The sequence below is a fragment of the Humibacter sp. RRB41 genome (assembly GCF_022761015.1).
Taxonomy (GTDB): Bacteria; Actinomycetota; Actinomycetes; order Actinomycetales; family Microbacteriaceae; genus Humibacter.
In genome coordinates, this window is sequence record NZ_JAKWJQ010000003.1 from 108,446 (window position 1) to 130,141 (window position 21,696).

Below are 21,696 nucleotides of genomic sequence, written 5' to 3' on the forward strand. Positions count from 1 at the left end.
CGTCGAAGCATGCCTGTAGTTCAGACGTCGGTGTGGGACGACCTCACGGGGCAGCCGGAGGCGATCCGGACCTTGCGGGCGGCGGCTGACGGTACGGCATCCGCCGCCATGACGCACGCCTGGCTGATCACGGGCCCGCCGGGGTCTGGACGGTCGAATCTCGCCTTCGCGTTCGCCGCGGCGTTGCTCAGCCCGGCCGGCGCAGATGGCGATGAGGCGACGACGCGTGCGGTGCTCGCACGCACGCATCCGGATCTGAGCATTCTGAGCACCGAGCGCGTCATCATCTCGATCGACGAGGTGCGCGCTCTGGTGTCGAGCTCGCAGTTCTCCCCGTCGGTCAGCCGCTTTCGCGTGATGATCATCGAGGATGCCGATCGGATGTCCGAGCGCACGTCCAACGTGCTGCTCAAGGCGCTCGAGGAGCCGCCGGAACGCACGGTCTGGATTCTGTGCGCGCCGAGCGATGCCGATCTGCTGCCGACGGTGCGGTCCAGGGTGCGCACGGTTCGCTTGCGCGTTCCGTCGGTCGCCGACGTCGCGGAACTGATCGAGCGACGCGATGGTGTGCCCGCCGATATCGCGGAGCGCGCCGCCAGGCACGCGCAGAGCCACATCGGCATGGCGCATCGACTCGCGACGAACGACGAGGCGCGCGAGAGACGCGAGGAGACGCTCGAAATCGCGCTGGGCATCCGCTCGGTCGCCGACGTCATTTCAGGGGCAGCCCGGCTCATCGAGGTCGCTGGCGCCGACGCCAAGGCCATCACCGACGAAAGGGACGCCGAAGAGCGGGCCCACGCGCTGCAATCGCTCGGAGTGCACGAGGGCGGCACGGTGCCCATGCAGCTGCGCGGCCAACTGCGGCAGCTCGAGGACGACCAGAAACGCAGGGCGACGCGCAGCCTGCGCGACGGGATCGATCGCATCCTGACGGACCTGCTGTCGCTGTACCGGGACATCCTGGTGCTGCAACTCGGCGCGGGAATCGAGCTCGTGAACTCCGAGCTGGGGGAGCGGCTGCGCTCCTCGGCACGCACATCCACGGCCGCTCAGACCTTGGCGACCATGGATGCCATTCAAGAGGCCCGTGAGCGCATCGACGGCAACGTCGCACCCGCGCTCGCGATCGAGGCGATGCTCGTCGCGGCACGCAGACCGAGAAGCCCAGAGGGCGCTGAGAGGGAGATTCGATGACGGCCAGGAGGCCCCACTGGTGGCGCACGGGCGCGGTCGTCGCGGTGGTCGCGGTGCTCGCTGCGACCCTGAGCGGATGCTTCCCCACGGCGAAACCTCCGGCGACGTCGACCCCGCATCCCGACAAGGTCTCCTCGGCGCTTGCGCCGTTCTACGGGCAGCGGATCAACTGGAGCACGTGCGGCTCGTTCCAGTGTGCCGACATCAACGCTCCACTCGATTGGGACAACCCGAGCAAGGGCAGCGTGAAACTGGCACTGATCAGGCATTACGCCACTGGTAAGCGGCTCGGTTCGCTTCTGGTCAATCCCGGTGGTCCCGGTGGTTCCGGTGTGGACTTCGTGCGCGATTCCCTCAGCTACGCCGTCGACAAGAACCTGCAGGAGCACTACGACATCGTCGGATTCGATCCGCGTGGTGTCGGGGCGTCGAGCGCGGTGAAGTGTTACGACGCGAAGCAGATGGACTCCTATCTCTTCGGCATCACGCCCGGCATGCGCGGTTCGGATGCCTGGATCGCCGATTCGACGCGCGAGGCATCCGACTTCGCCGCGGCGTGCAAGGACAACACGGGCGCCCTGCTCGGCGAGGTCGGAACCACGAGCGCCGCGCGCGACCTCGATCTGATGCGCGCTGTGCTCGGTGACGCGAAGCTGAACTACCTCGGGTACTCGTACGGCACGCTGCTCGGCGCCACCTACGCCGGCCTCTACCCGAAGCGCGTCGGGCGCATGGTGCTCGACGGGGCGCTCAATCCGGCATCGACGAACTTCCAGGTGAACCTCGGACAGTCCGAGGGGTTCGAGCAGGAGCTCCGCGCGTATCTGACCGACTGTCTCACGCGCAAGGGATGCCCGTTCTCCGGCTCGGTCGACAATGCGCTCTCGACGATCTCGAAGCTGCTGGCATCCCTCGACGCCAGTCCGATCCAGAACTCCGACGGCCGTGAACTCGGTGCCGACACCATGGTCACCGCGATCATCTACCCGCTCTACGACTCGACAGCCTGGAGTGCCCTCGACAAGCTGTTCGATGATGTGATGGCAGGCAGCGCCCGGGTGGCGTTCATCCTTGCCGATGGGTATTACGACAGGTCGTCGGACGGCACCTACTCCGACAATTCGACGGAGGCGTTCACCGCGATCAACTGCCTGGACTACTCGGTGGATGCCGACCCGGCGACCATGCGCACGCAGGCCGCGGAACTGACCAAAGCTGCACCCGTGATCGGGCCGTACATGTCGTACGGCGACATCGGGTGCGCACAATGGCCGTACAAACCGACCCGCACCGAAGCGCCGATCCACGCCGCCGGGGCTGCGCCCATCCTCGTGGTCGGCACGACGGGCGATCCGGCGACGCCGTATCAGTGGGCGAAAGCGCTGGCGAGCCAGCTCGACAGCGGGCACCTGATCACGTACCACGGGCACGGACACACGGCGTACAACAAGTCGAACTCGTGCGTGAACAACGCCGTCGACGGGTTCTTCGTGAGTGGGACCGTTCCGAAGACCGATCCGGAGTGCTGAACGGCTGTACAAAACGGTTCGACGGCACTTTGCACTCACTGCAATAATGGAGGGGTGACCGTCGTAACCCCCTCCGACACCGTGCAGGGCGGGGTGCGTGAGCGCAAGCGGATCGCCACGCGCAACGCCATCCAGCGTGCGGTGCTGACCCTTGCCCTGGAGCGAGGATTCGACGGTGTCACGGTCGAAGAGATCAGTCACGATGCGGGCATCTCGCCTCGCACGTTCTTCAACTACTTCCCGACCAAAGAGGCCGCCGTCATCGGCGACGTTCCGGCCACGCCTACTGAGCCGGCGATCGAGCGGTTCATCAACGCGGGACCTCGGCAGTCGCTGCTCGACGGCATCCGCGACCTGCTCCTCTCGTCGATCGACGACGCGCCCAACCCCCATGAAGCCGACATCGAGACGATGCGGCGCAAGCTGCTGCGCGAGCATCCCTATCTCTTCACGCTCCGCATGGCGAACATGCGTCAGCTCGAGCAGGAGCTGGTGGAGATCGCCGAGCAGCGTCTCGTTCGCGATGACCCGGCGCTGTCCCGTGACAAGGAGAGGCTGCACTCCAGGGCAAGGCTGGTGGCGTTCCTTGCGTTCGCCGCCATCAAACACGCCTGGTCGTGCTGGGCGGAGCACGGTGGCCGTGGCGCGCTCGACGATCGGCTCGTCGAGACGTTCGACGAGCTCGAGTCGCTGATCGAGAGTCGCTGATACGGAGTCACTGATCTGGAGCCGCTGACGCATGATCACTGACGCAGCGTCGACGCTGCGCGCCCCACGTGCCGACGTCGTCCGAGATGGTCGGACGCGCACTCCTCATCCGGTAAGCTAGCTTGCTGTGTGCGCGGGCGATCGCGTCACGCCGCCTTAGCTCAGTCGGCAGAGCGTCTCACTCGTAATGAGAAGGTCGTGGGTTCGATTCCCACAGGCGGCTCGAAAGAGAAAGAGGGTCCCATGAGGGGCCCTCTTTCGTGCTCTTCGGTGGTTCGGCGGTGACGGGCTCAGTACTCTGGCGAGAGCGCGCACGCGCGGCGAATCAACCAGGGGGAGCGATGAGCGAAATCGGATGGGGCATCCTGGGCACCGGTGGCATCGCCCACACCTTCACGAAGGATCTCGTCGATGACGGGCACAGGATCGTCGCGGTCGGGTCGCGCACTCAGGAGCGAGCGGATGCCTTCGCCGACGAGTTCGACATCCACACGGCGTACGGCTCGTACGAAGACCTCGTCGCCGACCCCGACGTCGACATCGTCTACATCGCCACCCCGCATCCCGAGCACGCCGCTGGCGCCGAACTGGCGTTGAACGCCGGCAAACACGTGCTCGTCGAGAAGCCGTTCACGCTGAACGCCGCCGAGGCGGTCCGGGTCGTCGAACTGGCCGAGAGCAAGGGCTTGCTCGTGCTCGAGGCGATGTGGACCAGGTTCCTGCCGCACGTCGAGCGCATCCGCGAGCTGATCGCCGACGGCACGCTGGGACAGTTGCGGGAGTTCGCGGCGGACCACGAGCAACTGCTGCCGAGCGATCCGCAGCACCGCATCAACGCGCTCGAGTTGGGCGGCGGTGCGCTGCTCGACCTCGGCGTCTACCCGATCTCGTTCGCGTCGATGCTCTTCGGCGCGCCCGAGTCTGTGCAGGCATCCGCTCGCTTCGGCCCGACCGGCGCGGATGCCGCCACCGACGCCGTCTTCGGCTACGGTGATCGCGCGCTCGCGATCACTCGCTGCGCCCTCGACCTGCCCGGCACGAACACCGCGACGATTCTCGGAACGGATGCCCGCATCGAGATCGACTCCGTCTGGTACGCGCCGACGAGCTTCAGGGTGATCACCCACGACGGCGAGGTGACGGAGGCGTACAAGACGCGCATCGTCGGCGGCGGCAAGCAGTTCCAGGCGCGTGAGGCCGAGCGGCTGATCGAAGCGGGAGAGACTGAGAGCCCGATCATGCCGCAGGCGGAATCGGTGTCGATCATGCGGACCATGGACGCCGTGCGGGAGCGCATCGGCCTGGTGTATCCGCAGGAGCGGCCCGGCGTCTGAGAGTGTTCACCTCTGCGGGGACGTGTGCTCACAGGTGGGATCAGTACACTCATCCGAATGCACGACGACTCCCCCCGGTCGCGCCGTGACGGTCGTGACGACGACCACGCAGATTCGGCCTTCGATGCGCTCGGCCTGAGCGCGCTGTTCGGCGACGCCACGCAGGAGAACCCCGTGGTTCCGGAGGACGACGGCGGACTTCCGTATCGTGCGCCGGCGGCATCGACTCCTGAGGCACCCGCGGCTCCGGCCTTCGCAGACACGATTCCGGCGCAGCCGGCATCCGCACCCGTGCTGCCGTGGCTCACCGATCCCCCGGCGGCCGAGCAGCAGCAGTCGCTGTCAGTGGAGCCTCAGCCGGTGCAGCCTCATTTCGTTGAACGTCAGCCCGCCGATCCGCAGCCCGTCGAGCCGCAGCAGCCCCAGACCCCTGCGTCGTTCTCCTGGTTCGACAGCCCGTCGGATGCCGACACTTCGGATGCCGACCCGGCAGCGACGTCGATCCTCCCGACAGCCGCGAACTTCCCCCCAGCCACGGAGCCATACGCGACACCGGCCGTCGCCTTCGGTGCAGCAGAGCCCGTTGCGTCCGATGCGCCGCCGACTGCAGCGACAACGGCCTTCGACGCGACACCGACGACGGCCTTCGGCGATGCGCCGACGACGGCTTTCGATGCGGCGCCGACGACTGCCTTCATCACGCCCCCGTCGTCCGCGTTCGGCGCGGCGCCTGAGCCGGAGCCTCGGTCGGCCGTGCCGTCCGAAACGGCGTCCAGCACCGAGGCGACGCAGCTGCTCGGGCTGGCGGCAGACAGCAACTCCGGGGGAGCGGACGGCGTGCAGCGCAGTGGTGGCTCCGGTCGCCGCGGCAGCGGCTCTGGCGGACGCGGCAGCGGCTCTGGCGGACGCGGCGGCTCCGGCGGCGGCTGGGGCGGACGAGGCCACGGCGGGTCCGACGGGCCGTTCGCGGGCATCCTGATGCTCATTCGCAAGAACCCGCGCACCTGGCTGATCGCGGCGATCGCCGCGGGCGTCGTCGTATTGAGCGGAATCTCGTTCGCGATCGGTGCAGCCACGTCGCCCGCTCAGGCGCTCGCAGCAACGACCTCGACCCCGACGACGTCGGCGACTCCGACAGTGAAACCTACCGTGCGTCCAACGGCGTCACCGGCGGCTGCGCCGAGCAAGATCCGTACGTGTTCGGTGGACTCCTATGCGTCGAACTCCGGCTTCGGCACCCTCGAGACCCAGGTCATGAACGCCTCGACCGGCGAGGTGCTCTACGACCGCAACGGCTCGAATCCCGCACCGACCGCGAGCGTGCTGAAGATGCTCACCGCTGCGGCGGCGTTCAGCATCCTCGGCCCGGACTACCGCGTGCCGACGACAGTGGTCAAGGGATCGCAGCCCGGCCAGGTCGTCATCGTCGGCGGCGGGGATGTGACGTTGTCAGGTCTGCCCACCGGTCAGAACTCGTTCTATACGGGAGCGCCGCACCTCGACGCTCTCGCAGACCAGGTGAAGCAGGCATGGGCATCCGACCCGTCGAACGCCGGTCAGCCGATCACGTCGGTGGTCGTGGACACGTCGCTCTTCGGCGGACCGGTCTGGCTGCCGAGCTGGGATGAGAACGAGGAGCGCGTCGTCGAGGGTTCGACCCCGTACATGACGGCGCTGATGGTCGACGGCGACAGGGCTGATCCGACCGCGGTCGAGTCCCCTCGCAGCACCGACCCCGTCGGTCGCGCAGCACAGGACTTCGTGAACGACCTCGGCGGCGGCATCTCCATCAGCCAGGGGACGGCGCCGGCGGGAGCCAAGCAGCTCGGCCAAGTGCTCTCGCAGCCGGTCTCCGCGCTCGCCGAGCAGGCGCTCACCTACTCGGACAACACGATCATGGAGGAGCTCGCCCGCCTGGTGGCGATCAAGACGGGCGCCGGCAACACGTTCGCGGCCATCAACGCCGGAACGCTGAAGGGCCTGGAGACCTACGGCATCGACGAGACGGGCCTGTACTTCGCCGACGGCTCGGGTCTCAGCGCCGACAACAAGGTTCCGGCGTCCTATCTCACCAGGTTCCTGGTCAAGGTGGTCAATCGTCAGGGTTCGCTGGGCGCCATCTACGACGGGATGCCCATCGCGGGTCAGACCGGAACCCTCGGTCCCGGATACGACCGGTTCGACGGCTCCTTCTCGTCTCAGGCAGATGGGCACGTGAACGCCAAGACCGGCTGGATCAACACGGCGAGAACGCTCGCAGGGGTGATCCATGCCCAGGACGGCACGACGCTCACCTTCGCGGTCTACGCGCTGAACTTTCCGGGCGACGACGCTGCACTGTCGGCGATCGACGACCTGACGACGGCGTTCTACCTGTGCGGCAACAATCTGTCGAATAACTGATCGAAGTTGGTGAGCGGCAGAGCCGCGATCACAACCCATCCGAGTCGTCGCCTGAGCCGCTGACGGTTGTCAACGGGTGGGCCGCGCTCATGCCTACCGGCAGAATGGACCGGTGCCGCGTTGGATTCGAATCGTGCTCCCTGCCGTGCTCATCGTCGTCTGGCTCGCCCTGGCGGGTGTCGGTGGCCCGTTCTTCGGGCGCGTCAGCGAGGTGTCGAGCAACGATCAGGCCAGTTACCTTCCCGCCAGCGCGGATGCCACGAAGGTGGCCGACCTGCAGGCGAAGTTCAGCGGCAGCGATGACGTTCCGGCGATCATCGTCTACCACCGTGCCGGAGGGCTGACCGACCAGGACCTCTCGGCCATCACGGACGACGCGAAGGCGATCGCGAAGCTCGGCGGCGTGGACGGCGACGTCTCGCCGCCGATCACGTCGAAGCACGACGCTGCTGCGGAGATGTTCGTGCCGATCGCCGACGACTCCGACCTCGACACGCACGTGGCGGCGCTCCGCGCGCATCTGAAGGGCAGCACGCCTCACGGAGTCGACGTCTACGTCACGGGGCCGGCCGGGTTCACGGCCGATCTCGTCGCGGCGTTCGGTGGCATCGACGGAATCCTGCTCGGGGTTGCGCTGGCAGCGGTGTTCATCATCCTGGTCATCGTGTACCGGTCGCCGCTGCTGCCGATCCTGGTGCTCGCCACCTCGATGTTCGCGCTGTGTGTCGCGCTGCTCCTGGTGTGGTGGCTCGCGAAGTGGGGCATCGTGCAGCTGAGCGGGCAGGTGCAGGGCATCCTGTTCATCCTGGTGATCGGTGCGGCGACCGACTACTCGCTGCTCTACGTCTCGAGATATCGAGAAGCCTTGCGTGATCAGGAGCGGCGCTGGCCGGCTACCTGGACGGCGCTGCGGGGGGCGCTCGGGCCGATCGCGGCATCCGCCGGCACCGTGATCGTCGGCCTGCTCTGTCTGCTGTTCAGCGACCTCAACTCGAACAAGGCGCTCGGTCCGGTCGCAGCGATCGGCATCGTGTTCGCGTTCCTCGCAGCGATGACGCTGCTGCCGTCATTGCTTCTGGCTTTCGGCCGCTCCGCGTTCTGGCCGGTGCGCCCAAGGTACGGATCGGCGCATGCTCAGCCGGTCGGGCCGGATGCCCATGGCCTGTGGGCCAGCGTCGCCGGCTGGATCCGTCGCGCGCCGCGCATCATCTGGATCGTCTGCACCATCGCACTCCTGGCCGGTGCGACCGGGCTCCTGCAGCTGAAGGCGGACGGCGTGCCGCAGAGCGATCTCATCCTCGGACACTCCGAGGCGCGCGACGGGCAGAACGTGCTCGTCGACCACTTTCCCGGCGGATCGGGCAGCCCGGCGCTCGTCGTCGGGCCGAAGAGCGAGCTGCAGAAGATGGCGGATACTCTTCTCGATGATTCCGGCGTCTCGTCGGTCGCGGTCGTGGCGAAGGATGCTCCCAGCGGCGCCGCGCAGGTCACGCACGACGGCATCCAGGCCTATGGCGCGAGCGATGCGGGTGCGGGCGGCACGGGTGCGCCCGGCACGGGTGCGTCCGGCGCCCCGGCACCGAGCCCGACGGTCGTGAGCGGCGACGTCATGCTGCAGGCGACGCTCACGCACGCCGCCGACTCGGCTGCTGCGGAGACGACCGTGCGCGCGCTGCGCGAGTCGTTGACCAAGGTGGACGACGGCATCCTGGTCGGCGGCGTCACTGCGGTGGCGATCGATTCGAACGACGCGTCGCTGCACGACCGCAACACGATCATCCCGATCGTGCTGGTCGTGATCCTGCTGATCCTGATGCTTCTGCTGCGGGCCGTGCTGGCGCCGGTGCTGCTCGTGCTGTCGGTGGTCGTGTCGTTCGCGGCATCCCTCGGCGTCTCCGCGTACGTCTTCAACGGGATCTTCCGGTTCCCGGGCGCCGACCCGGCCGTGCCGCTCTACGGATTCGTGTTCCTGGTTGCACTGGGCATCGACTACAACATCTTCTTGATGACCAGAGTGCGCGAGGAGACCCTGCTGCACGGTACGCGTCAAGGCATTCTGCGCGGGCTCGCCGTCACCGGAGGCGTGATCACGTCGGCGGGTCTCGTGCTCGCGTCGACGTTCGCGGCGTTGGGGGTGATCCCGATCCTGTTCCTCGCCCAGATCGCGTTCATCGTGGCGTTCGGCGTGCTCGTCGACACGCTCATCGTGCGTTCTCTGCTCGTGCCGGCCCTCTCGTACGACATCGGCAGGGCGATCTGGTGGCCGTCGAAGCTCTGGCGCACGGATGCCTCGACCGTGGCGTCCGACCCCGAGAAGGAGCCGGTCCGCGATGGCGCGTGAAACCGCTGAGAGGAGAATGCGCTGCAATGGTCGGTCGGGCGCCGACTCGATCGTCATCGTGGTGGGCGCGTCGCACCGGGCGGCGCCGAATGGAAGAAGAATCTGATGCGATACGCACTCGTGCTCAACAACCCCGAACTCGGCGATGTCGACGTGAGTCAGGAGGCGGTCGAAGCGATGCAGGTGGCGTTCGGGGAGTACGTGAAGGCGCTCGACGACGCAGGCGTGCTGATCACCGGCGAGATTCTGCAGGCCAGCGACACCGCGACCACCGTGACCCTGCGGGGCGGCTCGTTGGAGGTGCAGGACGGGCCCTTCGCCGACACGAAGGACAAGCTGGCCGGAGTCTTCGTGCTCGACGTTCCCGATCTTGATGCCGCCCTCGCTTGGGCGGAGAAGTGCCCTGGCGCGACCTACGGCGTACTCGAGGTGCGGCCGGTGGGCATCCACACGATCGGCGGCACCTGGGTCCCCGACGCCTGACGTGGACGAGCACGCGGAGCGGCACGACGCGGAGGAGGCGCCATCGGGCGCCGACCGCCTCGTCGCGGTTGTCGAGCGGGACCACGCCCGGCTCCTTGCCGTGCTCGCCGCCGAGACGCGCGACATCACCGCTGCGGAGGACGCGCTGGCGGATGCCTACGAGCGCGCCGTGCGCGGGTGGCCGGCCTCTGGCATCCCGTCGAACCCACAGGGGTGGCTGCTCACCGTTGCCCGCAACCGGCTCAAGGATCGCTATCGCTCGGCCGCGTTCCGCACCTCGGTGCCGCTGAACGACGAGACCGACGCCGCCCCGGCGACCGCTCCGGTCGCTGCCACGGCGATCGACGATGCACCGGAGCCAGACGAGATCCCCGACAAGAGACTCGCTCTGCTGTTCGTGTGCGCGCACCCGGCCATCGACCCGTCCGTGCGCACACCCCTCATGCTGCAGACCGTGCTGGGGTTGGATGCGCGGCGCATCGCCGTCGCATTCGCCGTGCCGGAGCCGACGATGACGGGCCGGCTGGTGCGTGCGAAGCGCAAGATCAGGGCTGCGGGCATCCCGTTCGCCGTTCCCGATCGTCGTGCGATGCCGGCACGGCTGCCGCCGGTGCTCGAAGCCGTCTACGGTGCCTATGCGATCGAATGGCGACCGATCGCCGGCGTGATCGAGCGGGGATCGCTGTCCGCGGAGTCGCTCGCGCTCGCCGACCTGCTGGCCGAGCTGTTGCCACAGGAGCCGGAGGTGCTCGGCCTCGACGCGCTGTTACATCTGTCTGCGGCGCGACAGGGCGCGGCACTCGACGCCTTGGGTCAGTTCGTTCCGCTGGACGAGCAGGATCCGGAGCGCTGGGATGCCGCACTGATCGCCCGCGGGGAAGACCTGCTGCTGCGTGCGAGCCGGTTCGGTGTCGTGGGCCGATTCCAGCTCGAGGCCGCGATCCAGTCGGCACACGACGCCCGCGCGCACGGCATCGACGTCGACCCTGTCGCCCTGCGGCGTCTGCACGAGGTGCTCGTCGGCATGCGCCCGACGCTGGGCGCGCGGGTCGCGCTCGCCGCGACGATCGCCGACGCCGACGGCGCGTCGGCCGGTCTGGCAGCGCTCGATGCCATCGGCGATGTGGGCATGGAGCGATTCCAGCCGGCGTGGGCGACGAGGGCGCACCTCTTGTCTGCGCTCGGCCGTCGCGACGAGGCGGATGCCTCCTACGATCGTGCCATCTCGCTCACGACCGATCCCGTGCTGCGGGCGCATCTCGAACGGCGTCGCTCGCGTTCGGAGTCGTAGGCTGGCAGCGCCTGACCGGGCGTGACTCGGCGTGGCATAGGGGGCGACCGTGCCGGATGAGCAGGCGATCGCGCGAGACGTTCTCACGCGCGCCATGGTCACGGCGGTGACCGAACTCGAGGGCTTCGAGGGCGGTATCCGTGTGAACGCGTTCGATGCGCTTCATCAAGCACGCACGCGGGTGCGACGAATGCGCAGCATCCTGTCCGTCTACTCGGGCGTCTTCGAGCCGGGCGCACGTCGCGCGCTTCGGTCGCGACTCGCCGAGCTCGGTGACCTGCTCGGGACGGCCCGTGACGACGAGGTACGTGCTGCGGCGCTGCGCGAGCGTTGGGAAGCGGCCGATGGCGAGATCGCCGGCGCGGCACTGCACAGGCTCGCTGATGACGCATCGGCGGTTGCTGTCCTTTCGAGAGCCGCCGTTCTCGACGTCGTGGACTCCCCGCGCCACCGCGCGTTGCTCGCCGATCTGCGCGGGTTCGTCGGTCAGGCATCCGCAGGTCTGGATGCTGCCGGACCCGTCACGACCCTCGCCCGGCGTTCGCTGCAGCGCGCTGGCCGCGCGGTGGGGAGAGCTGCTGACCTCGCGGCTTCCACCAGTGACCTCGACGATCTTCACGCGGTGCGCAAAGCAGCGAGACGCGTGCGTTACGCGGCAGAGGCCGTGCAACAGGACGTGCACGGGGCATCCGCTCTCGCCACCACCGCCGAAGCGGTGCAGGATGCCCTGGGCGATCACCGTGATGCCGTGCTGTTGGCCGGGGAGTTGCGCTCGTGGTCAACGCACTCGCAGGACGCCTCATCGGCCACTGTGCGCGACCTCGCCGAGTCGATCGAGAGGGAAGCCGGTGACCGACTGATCGGCCTCGACGTGCTGGTCTCGGCCATCGGGAGAGCAGCAGAACGACTCGGGTAGGGCGACGACCGTAGGCTGGTGGCATGACCGCCGAAGAAGCCGTGATCATCGATGTCGTGCGCACCCCGAGCGGGCGCGGCAAACCAGGTGGCGCGCTGAGCGGCATCCATTCCGTTGACCTGCTCGGCGGGCTGCTCGCCGAGTTGGCGAGACGCAGCGACCTCGATCCTGGAGTGGTCGACGACGTGATCGCGGGATGCGTCGGCCAGGTCGGGCAGCAGTCCTTCAACACGGCGCGGAATGCGGCACTCGCTGCGGGATTCCCCGAGCACGTGCCGGGCACGACCATCGACCGGCAGTGCGGATCGAGCCAGCAGGCGGCGCATTTCGCCGCGCAGGCGATCATGGCGGGCGTTCAGGATGTCGTCATCGCCTGCGGCGTCGAATCCATGAGCGCGGTGCCGATCGGGCTGTCGACCATCGGACGCGATCCGTACGGCGAGTCGATCGCCGCCCGCTATCCGGACGGTCTCGTCGGCCAGGGCGTCTCGGCCGAGCTGATCGCGCAGAAGTACGGGTTCGGCCGCGACGAGCTCGACGAGTTCAGCGCGCGATCGCACCGCCTCGCCGCTGAGGCAGCAGAAGCGGGGGAGTTCGACCGCGAACTCGTTCCCGTGGCCGCACCGGATGCCGATGGCAGCACCCGCGTCGTGTCGGTCGACGAGACGGTTCGACCGTCCACCACGGCGCAGGGTCTCGCAGGGCTGAACCCGTCGTTCCGCACCGACCGACTGGCGCAGCGTTTTCCCGAGATCGAGTGGAAGATCACGCCGGGCAACTCCTCTCCGCTGACTGACGGAGCCTCCGCGGCGCTCATCATGAGCAGCAGGCGGGCCGAGCAGCTGGGGCTGACGCCGCGCGCCAGGTTCCACTCGTTCGCGGTGACCGGAAGCGACCCGCTCTACATGCTGACGGGCGTGATGCCGGCGACCGCGCGCATCCTGAAGCAGTCGGGGCTGAATCTCGACGAGATCGACGCCTACGAGGTGAACGAAGCGTTCGCGCCGGTGCCGCTGGCGTGGCTGCGCGAGTTCGATGCCGATCCCGACCGGCTGAACGCTGACGGCGGGGCTATCGCGCTCGGGCATCCTCTCGGGGCCAGCGGCACGAGACTGCTCGGCACGCTTCTCGCGCGTCTGGAACACACGGGAGGCCGCTACGGGTTGCAGACCATGTGCGAGGGCGGCGGCATGGCGAACGCCACGATCATCGAGCGTCTCTGAGCCGCGTCCAGCTCCCTGAGCGAGGCGAAGCCGAGTCGAAGGGCACCCACCAGAACCACCACCTCGGAGGAACATATGCAGATTCAGGAATGTAGTGCGCTGATCACCGGCGGAGCATCGGGCCTCGGCAAGGGGACGGCCACGGTCCTGGCATCGGCGGGCGCGAAGGTGGTCATCGTCGACCTGCCCTCGTCTCCCGGCGAGCAGGTTGCGGCAGAGCTCGGCGCGAAATTCGTGCCGGCCGATGTCACGAACGAGGAGCAGGTGCAGGCGGCCGTCGACGCCGCGCAGTCGCTGGCGCCGTTGCGCATCACCGTCAACTGCGCCGGCATCGCCACCGCGGGTCGCACAGTCGGCCGGCAGGGGCCCCTCGACCTCGCGTCGTTCGAGCGCACCATCCGCATCAACCTGATCGGAACGTTCAACGTGATCCGCCTGACGGCGACGGCGATGGCGGCGAACGAGCCGATCGAGTCGCAGTCGCTGCCAGGCGTTCCGGCTACGAAGGAGCGCGGGGTGATCGTGAGCACGGCATCCGTCGCAGCGTTCGACGGGCAGATCGGGCAGGCGGCGTATTCCGCCTCGAAAGGCGGCGTGGCCGCCATGACCCTGCCGATCGCACGCGACCTCTCGAAGCTGCTGATCAGAGTCATGACCATCGCTCCCGGCATCATGCAGACTCCGATGATGGCCGGCATGTCCGAAGAGGTGCAGAGGTCGCTCGAGGAGCAGATTCCGCACCCGTCCCGCATGGGCACGCCCGCGGAGTACGCGGCGCTCGTGCGCCACATCGTGGAGAACCCGCTGCTGAACGGCGAGGTCATCCGCCTCGACGGCGCCATCCGCATGCAGCCGAAGTAGCACCCTGAGCCGTGACCTCTGCCCGGATACCCGGTGAGGGTGCTGCGCCTCAGGCGACGGATGCCGTGGTGCGCGATTTCGCGGCGTCTCGCAGCGCGCTCACGATCTCGATGGCTACTCCGAGAAGCGCGATGACGGCGATGAGGATGCCGAGCCAGCCGGCGGCATCCGCTCCCTGCGGCCAGTGCACGGCGGCGAAGAACGCTGGATTGAGCAGTCCGCCGGTCAGGGCGAGCCATGCAACGGGAACCAGGAAGGCGACGTCGAGAACGATGCGGCCGAGCGCCAGTGGATAGGTCCACCGCCGCTGCGAGTAGACGAACACGGTGAACACAACCTGGAGTGCCATCACGACGATGATCCAGGGCAGCCAGAACGTCCACAGCTGTGGGTTCAGCACCGGGACGGAGTCCCCGGTCGCGGTGCGGATCGGTGATGCGAACTGCTGCCAGAACACGGCGGCGATGATGAACGCCCCCCACAGGATGCCGCCGATCAGGCCCCCACGGTCGAGTCCCCTTTCGCCCGCGTCGGGATCCGGCAGCATGTCCGGCGTCCAGTCCGCGATGCCGCGTCCCTCGCGCGGCACCCGTTCGAGGATGACGAAAACGAGTGTCGTCCAGAACCCCACGTGTACGCACACTTGGATGGCCAAGGCGATGGCGCTGCCGATGATGTCGCCGATGTCGTCGCGGGCGAACGCCTGAACGACCACCATCACCAGTACCGCGATCGGCGGTACGAGGCTGTAGAGCAGTACCATCGTGCGTCGATAGGCGGGGAACAGAGCCGGACCGATCAGCTGCAGAGGACGGTCGGTATAGGTGGCAGCGAGGCGCTCGGGATCGCCGAGTTGGATGATGGCGTCGCGTTCGGGGTCGGAGGCCCCTTCCTCGCGCTTGGCCTCGATGGTGTCGGTCACCAGCGCCCGAACCTCGAGTTCGAGTTCGTCGCGCTGATGCTTCGGTACGCGTCGTCCGACGGCATACACGTAACGGTCGGTAATGGTGGTCATGATTCGTCTCCTGAAGTCAGCGTGCGGATCGATTCGGTGATGGCAGACCAATCGGCGAGCAGGGTCTGCGCGAGGGCGAGCCCGGCGGCACCGGTCTGATAGAACTTTCGCGGCCGCGCATCGTCGGTGTTCCAACTGCTGCTGAGGAAGCCCTGCTTCTCCAGCCTGCGCAGCAAGGGATAGAGCGTTCCGGCATCCGTTGCGAAGCCGAGCGTCTCGAGCCGCTCGAGCAGGGCGTAGCCGTAGTCCGGGACACGCAGGCTCAGCAGGCAGGCCAGCACCACGGTTCCTCGGCGCAGTTCCTGCAGGTGTCCCGCAGTAGTGTCATCTATCTCCATGTGACTCACCATAGTGAGAGTCACACACTATTGCAACACACTCGTGCTTCCCCTAGGCAGGCGCCGTCCGTGGCGACGGTGGTGCTATTCCCCGAGCGGTCCGGAGTGCGCGTCGAGGAACGCGTACAGTTCCGTGTCGTCGACGCCGGGGAACGCGCCGGTCGGCAGCGGCGAGAGGATGTGCGCGTGCAGCCGTGCGCTCGGCCACGATCTGTCGGACCACGTGGACTCGAGCGAGGCATCCGGCGTTCTGCAGCAGGCAGGATCGGGGCACGTCGAGACCGCGCGAACAGTGGTCTCGCGGCCGCGGAACCACTTCGCATCCGCGAACGGAACGCCGATCGTGATGGTGAAGCTGCCGGCATCCGCTCGACCGGTCTGCGTCGCGCACCAGTAGGTGCCGGCGGGAGTGTCGGTGTACTGGTACAGCTCGGTCGTGCGGTTCGTCTGCGCGAAGGCGCTGCGCGCGCTCCACTTCGCGCAGACGAGCTGACCCTCGATGGCGCCCGTCACGTCGGTGGGCAGCGGGAGGCCGTCGTTCTCGTAGCCCTTGTAGAGCGCGCCGTCCTCGCCGACCCGCAAGAAGTGCATGCTGATGCCCAGGTGCGCCGTGATCAGATTGCTCAGTCGCAGGGATGCCGTCTCGTGCGTCACGCCGAACGCGTCGCGGAAGTCCTCGACGGCCAGGTCCTTCTCCTTCTTCGCGGTCTGCAGAAAGGCGACTGCGGCGCTCTCCGGCATGAGGCAGCACGCCGCGAAATAGTTGATCTCGATGCGCTGCCGCAGGAATTCGGCGTAGCTGGTCGGGCGCTCGTGCCGGAGCACCCGGTGCGCGAGTGCCTGCAGCGCCATCGAGCGCAGACCGTGTCCGCCAGGAATCGAGGCGGGCGGCAGGTAGATGCGGCCGTTCTCGAGGTCTGTGATGGAACGGGTCGAGTTCGGCAGGTCGTCGACGTAGATCAGTTGGAAGCCGAGTCGCTTCGCCATCACGCTCACCTCGCGATGTGTCAGCGCGCCAGAGAGGTGGCCGGACGCCTTCACGTGCTCCTCGGCGAGCCGCTCGATCTCTGGAAGGTAGTTGTCTTGCCCGCGCATCCACTCGCGAAGCTCGGTGTTCGCACGCCTGGCCTCCTCCGGGGTGGCGATGGCCTTGCTCGCCTGGCGGGCCAACTCGCGGTGCAGCCCGACCAGAGCCGCGAGCGTGTCGGTCGGCGTGCCCTTCGTCGGCCGTACGGAGGGCAGCCCGAGCGTCGTGTACAACGGGGACTTCTGAGCTTTGCCTAGCTCGATCTCGTAGGCCGTTCGCTCGTCCGGCGGCTCGGCGATCAGCAGGGATGCCAGGTCGACGCCGATCGCGGTGGCGATGGACTGCAGGGTCGTGAGCTTCGGTTCGCGCTTGCCGTTCTCGATCATCGACAGCTGGCTCTGCGACATCCCGACGCGCGAGCTGACTTGCTCGAGCGTGAGACCGCTTGCGGTGCGAAAGTGTCTGATGCGATGGCCGATCGTGGCGATGTCGGCGGCGTCGGCGTCCATTCGTTCACGGTAGCAAAAGAACAACGATTCTTCACGCGAGATTTCCCCGAGCGGATGCCTCATCTAGCTTCAGAGTGAAGTCATGACGATCCTCCAGAGGCCACGCACCCCTAAGTCCAGCCGGGCGGATGCCGAGGGCACCGGCTCTCGCCCGGCTTCTCCTCTCGAGACCGTCGCGCCCCCTACTGGCGCTGCTGGTCCCGCTGGTCGAGTAGTGCGCGAGCTGAGTTCGCACACGTATCGAGACCCCGACGCGCCTGCCGGGGATGGTCTCGACACGCGTGCCTCCGGCGCGCTACTCGACCAGCGGGGCGGCGGCACCACCGACGCGGGGCTGGCCGCCTGGGTGGCCGAGATCGCCGAGCTGACCCAGCCGGACGAGATCGTCTGGTGCGACGGCTCTCGTCGCGAGGCGGACCGGCTCTTCAAGCTGCAGCTGGCGAGCGGGCAGCTGATCAAGCTGAATCCGGAGTGGCGTCCCGGCAGCTACCTTGCACGCACCGACCCGGCCGACGTCGCCCGCGTCGAGGCCCGCACGTTCATCTGCTCGGAGCACGAGCACGACGCGGGTCCGACGAACAACTGGCGTGAGCCGCAGGCGATGCGCAGCGAACTCGACACCGTCTTCGCCGGCAGCATGCGCGGCCGCACGATGTACGTCGTCCCGTTCTCGATGGGGCCGCTGGGAGGCGCGATCTCGCAGCTGGGCGTGCAGCTGACCGATTCCCCCTACGTGGTCGTGTCGATGGGCATCATGACGCGCATGGGGAGCGGCGCGCTCGACCTGATCGATCAGGGGTCGCCGTGGGTGCGCACGGTGCACAGCGTTGGGTTCCCGCTCGTGGATGCCACGGGCATCCGCCGCCCTGATGTCGCGTGGCCGTGCAACGAGACGAAGTACATCGTGCAGTTTCCCGAGGATCGCGAGGTGTGGTCGTACGGCTCGGGCTACGGCGGCAACGCGCTGCTCGGCAAGAAGTGCTTCGCGCTGCGCATCGCGTCGCAGATGGCGCGGGAGGAAGGCTGGCTCGCCGAGCACATGCTCATCATCAAGGTCACGTCGCCGACGGGACGCGTGCACCACATCGCGGCGGCGTTCCCGTCAGCGTGCGGCAAGACCAACCTTGCGATGCTCCGGTCGCACCTGCCCGGCTGGCAGGTGGAGACGGTCGGCGACGACATCGCCTGGATGAAGCCGGATGCCGATGGCCGCCTCCGCGCGATCAACCCGGAGCGGGGCTTCTTCGGGGTCGCGCCCGGGACGGGGGAGTCCACGAACCGTTCTGCCGTCGAGACGCTCTGGGGCAACACGATCTTCACGAACGTCGCGCTGCGCGACGACGGCGACGTGTGGTGGGAGGGACTCACCGACCAGCCGCCTGCGCACCTCACCGATTGGCAGGGCCAGGACTGGACGCCGGATTCTGGACGCCCGGCCGCACACCCGAACTCGCGCTTCACGGTCGCGGCGGAGCAATGCCCGACGATCGCCGACGACTGGGATGCCCCTGAGGGCGTGCCCATCGACGCCATCGTCTTCGGCGGACGGCGCGCAACGAACGTCCCGCTCGTGCTGCAGGCCAGGGACTGGCGGCACGGTGTGTTCCTGGGGGCGACGATCGCGTCGGAGCGCACGGCCGCGGCCGAGGGCGAGGTCGGCGAACTGCGCCGCGACCCGTTCGCGATGCTGCCGTTCTGCGGTTACAACATGGCCGATCACTGGGCGCACTGGCTGACGATGGGCGAGCGGCTCGGTGCGAACGCACCGGCGATCTTCCAGGTGAACTGGTTCCGCAAGGGTGGCGACGGTTCGTACCTGTGGCCGGGATTCGCCGAGAACATGCGCGTCATCGCGTGGATCGTGGGCCGGCTGGAGGGCACGGCGGCCGCGGTGGACGCCCCGATCGGCAGGGTGCCGGCGCGGGCATCCCTCGATCTCGAAGGCCTTCAGCTCGACACGGATGCCGTCGACCGCCTCTTCGAGATCGACCAGGCCGCGTGGCTGGCCGAGTGCGACCTCACCGAGGACTTCTTCGGCCGCTTCGGCGCTCGCGCGCCTGCGGCGCTCACCGCGGAGCTCAGCTCTCTGCGCTATCGCCTGCGGAGCTGACTCGACCAGCGGAGAGGGTGCGGCTTCGACAGAGGGAGCGCCCTCACACCAGGAGCTGGTGCTTCGCCAGATCACGGTAGAGCGGCGTCGTCTCCACGAGCTCGGAGTGCGTGCCGGTGCCGATCACGCGCCCCTTGTCGATCACCACGATCTGGTCCGAATCGACGACTGTCGAGAGCCGGTGCGCGATGACGATCAGCGTGCGGTTCTCCGCGACCGCGTCGATCGCCTCGCGCATCAGCTGCTCGTTGCGTCCGTCGAGGCTCGACGTCGACTCGTCCAGCAGCAGGATCGGCGGTGCCGCGAGCAGCGCCCGTCCGATGGCGAGCCGCTGGCGCTCGCCGCCGGAGAGCATCACACCGTCTTCGCCCACCGGCGCACTCAGTCCGAGGGGGCTGCGCTCCAGCACATCCGTGAGGTTCACCGCGTGCAGCACGTCGATGCACTGCTGGTCGGTGGCGTCTGGCACGGCGAGGGTGAGGTTGTCGCGGATCGAGCCGGCGAGCACCGGGGCATCCTGCTCCACGTAGCCGATCTGAGCGCGGAGCTTCGCTCTGTCGACCGAACGGATGTTCAACCCGCCCATCGAGATCGCCCCCGACGTCGGGTCGTAGAAGCGCTCGATCAACGCGAGGATCGTGCTCTTGCCTGCGCCGGACGGCCCGACCAGAGCCGTGCGCTTGCCGCGCTGAGCCGTGAAGCTCACCCCGTGCAGCACTCCTTCTTCGTGCGCCGAGTCGGATGCCGTCAGCCCGCTCACCGAGACCTCGCGCGTCGCGCCCGCCGCGGCTTCGGCCTCCGCGACGACGTCGCGCCCCTCGAACGCCTCCACCGCGTCCGCCGCCGTCGACCCGACGGTCGGCACCGCACCCGTGTGACGACCGCGCGTGGGCACCGCCGTCTGCCCGGGCGTCTGCTCGCTCGAGTCGGCATCGAGTGCTGCCCGCGCGGCGAGCACGGCGTCGGGGTAGGAGAAGTGCACGTCGGCGAAGGCGATGGCGGGGGCATCCGGATTCACGGCAGCATTCGCCGGGCCGACGATCATGGCGCGCTGATCGGCGGGGAGGTCGTCGGCATCCTCGGAGGGAAGAGCGATGATCTCCTCGATGCGGCCGAGCGCGCCCAACGCCGAATTCACCGACGTGAAGGCTCCGAACGCCTGGCCGAGCGGCAGGATCATCATGAACAGGAACAGGATGAACGCCACCAGGCTGGCCACCGTGATGGCGCCGCTCGCGACGCGGTATCCGCCGACGCCGAGCACGACCAGGAACGACACCTGCATCGCGACACCGGCGACCGGTACGACAAGCGCCGAGATCTTCGCGACCTTCACGCCCATGCGGTAGGCGCCGGTGGCATCCTCATCGATGATGTCGATCTCGCGGTCGGTCGCCCCTGCTGCACGGATCGTGCGCACCGAGCTGATCGCTCGCTCGACGGATGCCGCCAGGTCGCCGACCTTCTGCTGCGCTTTGAGGCTGGCGATCCTGATGCGCCCTGAGAGCAGCACGACGACGGCGATCGACACGGCGATCACGAGAACGGTGAGCCCGAGCAGCACCGGGTCGATGATGAGCATCGCGATGAGCGCGCCGATGAAGGTGAGCGCACCGCCGATCGCTTCGACGAGACCCTGCGTGAGCACGGCGCGCAGGAGAGTGGTGTCGCTGCCGACGCGCGAGACGAGGTCGCCGGTGCGCCGGGCGTCGAACTCGCTGATCGGCAGGTTGAGCATGCGAGCGACGAGTCGCTTGCGGGAGGAGAGCACGACGTTCTCCCCGGTGCGCTGCAGCAGATAGTGCTGGTAGCCGGAGATCAGGCCGGAGACGACCACCAGCGCGACGAGCGCCCAGACCAGGCCGCCGAGAGCTTTCCCTCCCTGCACGATGCCGATCACCTGACTGACCAGAAGCGGCTGGGCGAGGCTGGCAGCGGCTCCGAGCACGCTCAGCACGACCACGAGGGTCATGGCTCTCTTGTGCTCGAAGATGTACGGCAGCAGCTGCCGGAACGTGGCGCGCGGGCCTTCATCCTTCTTCGGCCTGCCGAACGGGCTGCGTCGTGTGGGCGTGGGGGAACTCATCGGAACTCCAGTCGACGGGGGCTACGGAAGGCTATCAATCCGGCCTGCGAGCGGCGAGGGAGAGCAAGCGGAGAGGGAGTGCGCAGCGGTGCTGCTCGCGCCGCGTCCCCATCCGTCCGCGCTGGCGCCCAACTCCCGCATCCCGATCCAACCTGCTGTGTTCACATCTCGCCGCCGCGCCGGACTTCGGAGATTTGCGGACATCCGCGGCATGTTGTCCGCCTCACGCGGCGTGTCGCGTCGGAACTCCGATTTTCGGCACGGTCGACCCCACACCGCGCCTGTCTGAGGACGTAAGACGCTCTTCGAGGCGGCGGCGTCGACG

The 21,696-nt window shown here is 68.0% G+C and carries 16 protein-coding genes and 1 tRNA gene; 13 read left to right on the plus strand and 4 right to left on the minus strand.

The genetic code is table 11. The features are described from left to right. The first annotated feature begins 9 nt into the window (after positions 1-9). The 12 genes from MJ603_RS09165 (at position 10) to MJ603_RS09220 (ending at position 14,286) form a co-directional block, all read left to right on the plus strand. On the plus strand, positions 10-1,197 hold the full coding sequence (locus tag MJ603_RS09165; RefSeq protein ID WP_243063408.1) for a DNA polymerase III subunit delta': 1,188 nt from the start codon (positions 10-12) through the stop codon (positions 1,195-1,197). Then, on the plus strand, positions 1,194-2,726 hold the full coding sequence (locus MJ603_RS09170) for an alpha/beta hydrolase (RefSeq protein WP_243063409.1): 1,533 nt from the start codon (positions 1,194-1,196) through the stop codon (positions 2,724-2,726). The genes MJ603_RS09165 and MJ603_RS09170 overlap by 4 nt, the downstream gene beginning before the upstream one ends. A gap of 54 nt (positions 2,727-2,780) precedes the next feature. Next, positions 2,781-3,434: a TetR family transcriptional regulator gene (locus MJ603_RS09175; protein ID WP_243063410.1), complete on the plus strand. Its 654-nt coding sequence runs from the start codon at positions 2,781-2,783 to the stop codon at positions 3,432-3,434. Positions 3,435-3,584: 150 nt separating this feature from the next. Continuing rightward, positions 3,585-3,657: transfer RNA gene (locus MJ603_RS09180), tRNA-Thr, on the plus strand. A 118-nt stretch (positions 3,658-3,775) separates the two neighbouring features. After that, a complete protein-coding gene (locus MJ603_RS09185) occupies positions 3,776-4,768 on the plus strand; it encodes a Gfo/Idh/MocA family protein (protein ID WP_243063411.1) in 993 nt (330 codons plus the stop codon). A gap of 57 nt (positions 4,769-4,825) precedes the next feature. Further along, positions 4,826-7,171, plus strand: a complete 2,346-nt coding sequence (locus MJ603_RS09190) for a D-alanyl-D-alanine carboxypeptidase/D-alanyl-D-alanine-endopeptidase (protein ID WP_243063412.1) — start codon at positions 4,826-4,828, stop codon at positions 7,169-7,171. 112 nt (positions 7,172-7,283) lie between these two features. After that, positions 7,284-9,512 carry an MMPL family transporter gene (locus tag MJ603_RS09195; protein ID WP_243063413.1) on the plus strand — a complete coding sequence of 743 codons (2,229 nt, stop codon included), beginning with the start codon at positions 7,284-7,286 and terminating at the stop codon, positions 9,510-9,512. Between the two features lie 105 nt (positions 9,513-9,617). After that, entirely contained in the window at positions 9,618-9,995 is a 378-nt protein-coding gene (locus MJ603_RS09200) for a YciI family protein (protein ID WP_243063414.1), read from the plus strand. Position 9,996: 1 nt separating this feature from the next. After that, on the plus strand, positions 9,997-11,286 hold the full coding sequence (locus tag MJ603_RS09205; protein WP_243063415.1) for an RNA polymerase sigma factor: 1,290 nt from the start codon (positions 9,997-9,999) through the stop codon (positions 11,284-11,286). A gap of 49 nt (positions 11,287-11,335) precedes the next feature. Further along, positions 11,336-12,202 (plus strand): CHAD domain-containing protein, encoded by an 867-nt coding sequence (locus tag MJ603_RS09210; RefSeq protein WP_243063416.1) that lies wholly within the window; start codon positions 11,336-11,338, stop codon positions 12,200-12,202. 23 nt (positions 12,203-12,225) lie between these two features. Next, the gene (locus MJ603_RS09215) at positions 12,226-13,425 is read left to right on the plus strand and encodes a thiolase family protein (protein ID WP_243063417.1); all 1,200 of its coding nucleotides are present in this window, start codon (positions 12,226-12,228) and stop codon (positions 13,423-13,425) included. Between the two features lie 75 nt (positions 13,426-13,500). Continuing rightward, positions 13,501-14,286 carry a 3-hydroxyacyl-CoA dehydrogenase gene (locus MJ603_RS09220; RefSeq protein ID WP_243063418.1) on the plus strand — a complete coding sequence of 262 codons (786 nt, stop codon included), beginning with the start codon at positions 13,501-13,503 and terminating at the stop codon, positions 14,284-14,286. 49 nt (positions 14,287-14,335) lie between these two features. Here MJ603_RS09220 and MJ603_RS09225 read toward each other — a convergent pair whose 3' ends face one another. The 3 genes from MJ603_RS09225 to MJ603_RS09235 all read right to left on the minus strand — a co-directional run bounded on the left by MJ603_RS09225 (position 14,336) and on the right by MJ603_RS09235 (position 17,175). Next, positions 14,336-15,301, minus strand: coding sequence for a hypothetical protein (locus tag MJ603_RS09225; protein ID WP_243063419.1), 966 nt, complete (start codon positions 15,299-15,301; stop codon positions 14,336-14,338). Beyond that, on the minus strand, positions 15,298-15,639 hold the full coding sequence (locus tag MJ603_RS09230) for a PadR family transcriptional regulator (protein ID WP_243063420.1): 342 nt from the start codon (positions 15,637-15,639) through the stop codon (positions 15,298-15,300). Before MJ603_RS09230 ends, MJ603_RS09225 begins: the two co-directional genes overlap by 4 nt. An 84-nt stretch (positions 15,640-15,723) precedes the next feature. Further along, complete coding sequence (locus MJ603_RS09235) at positions 15,724-17,175, minus strand: helix-turn-helix transcriptional regulator (protein WP_243063421.1); 1,452 nt, start codon at positions 17,173-17,175, stop codon at positions 15,724-15,726. Between the two features lie 82 nt (positions 17,176-17,257). Between MJ603_RS09235 and MJ603_RS09240 the strand changes: the two genes are divergently transcribed. Beyond that, a complete protein-coding gene (locus MJ603_RS09240; RefSeq protein ID WP_243063422.1) occupies positions 17,258-19,285 on the plus strand; it encodes a phosphoenolpyruvate carboxykinase (GTP) in 2,028 nt (675 codons plus the stop codon). Positions 19,286-19,328: 43 nt separating this feature from the next. On the opposite strand, the gene MJ603_RS09245 is transcribed toward MJ603_RS09240, so the two are convergent. After that, positions 19,329-21,371: an ABC transporter ATP-binding protein gene (locus tag MJ603_RS09245; protein WP_243063423.1), complete on the minus strand. Its 2,043-nt coding sequence runs from the start codon at positions 21,369-21,371 to the stop codon at positions 19,329-19,331. Positions 21,372-21,696: the final 325 nt, after the last annotated feature.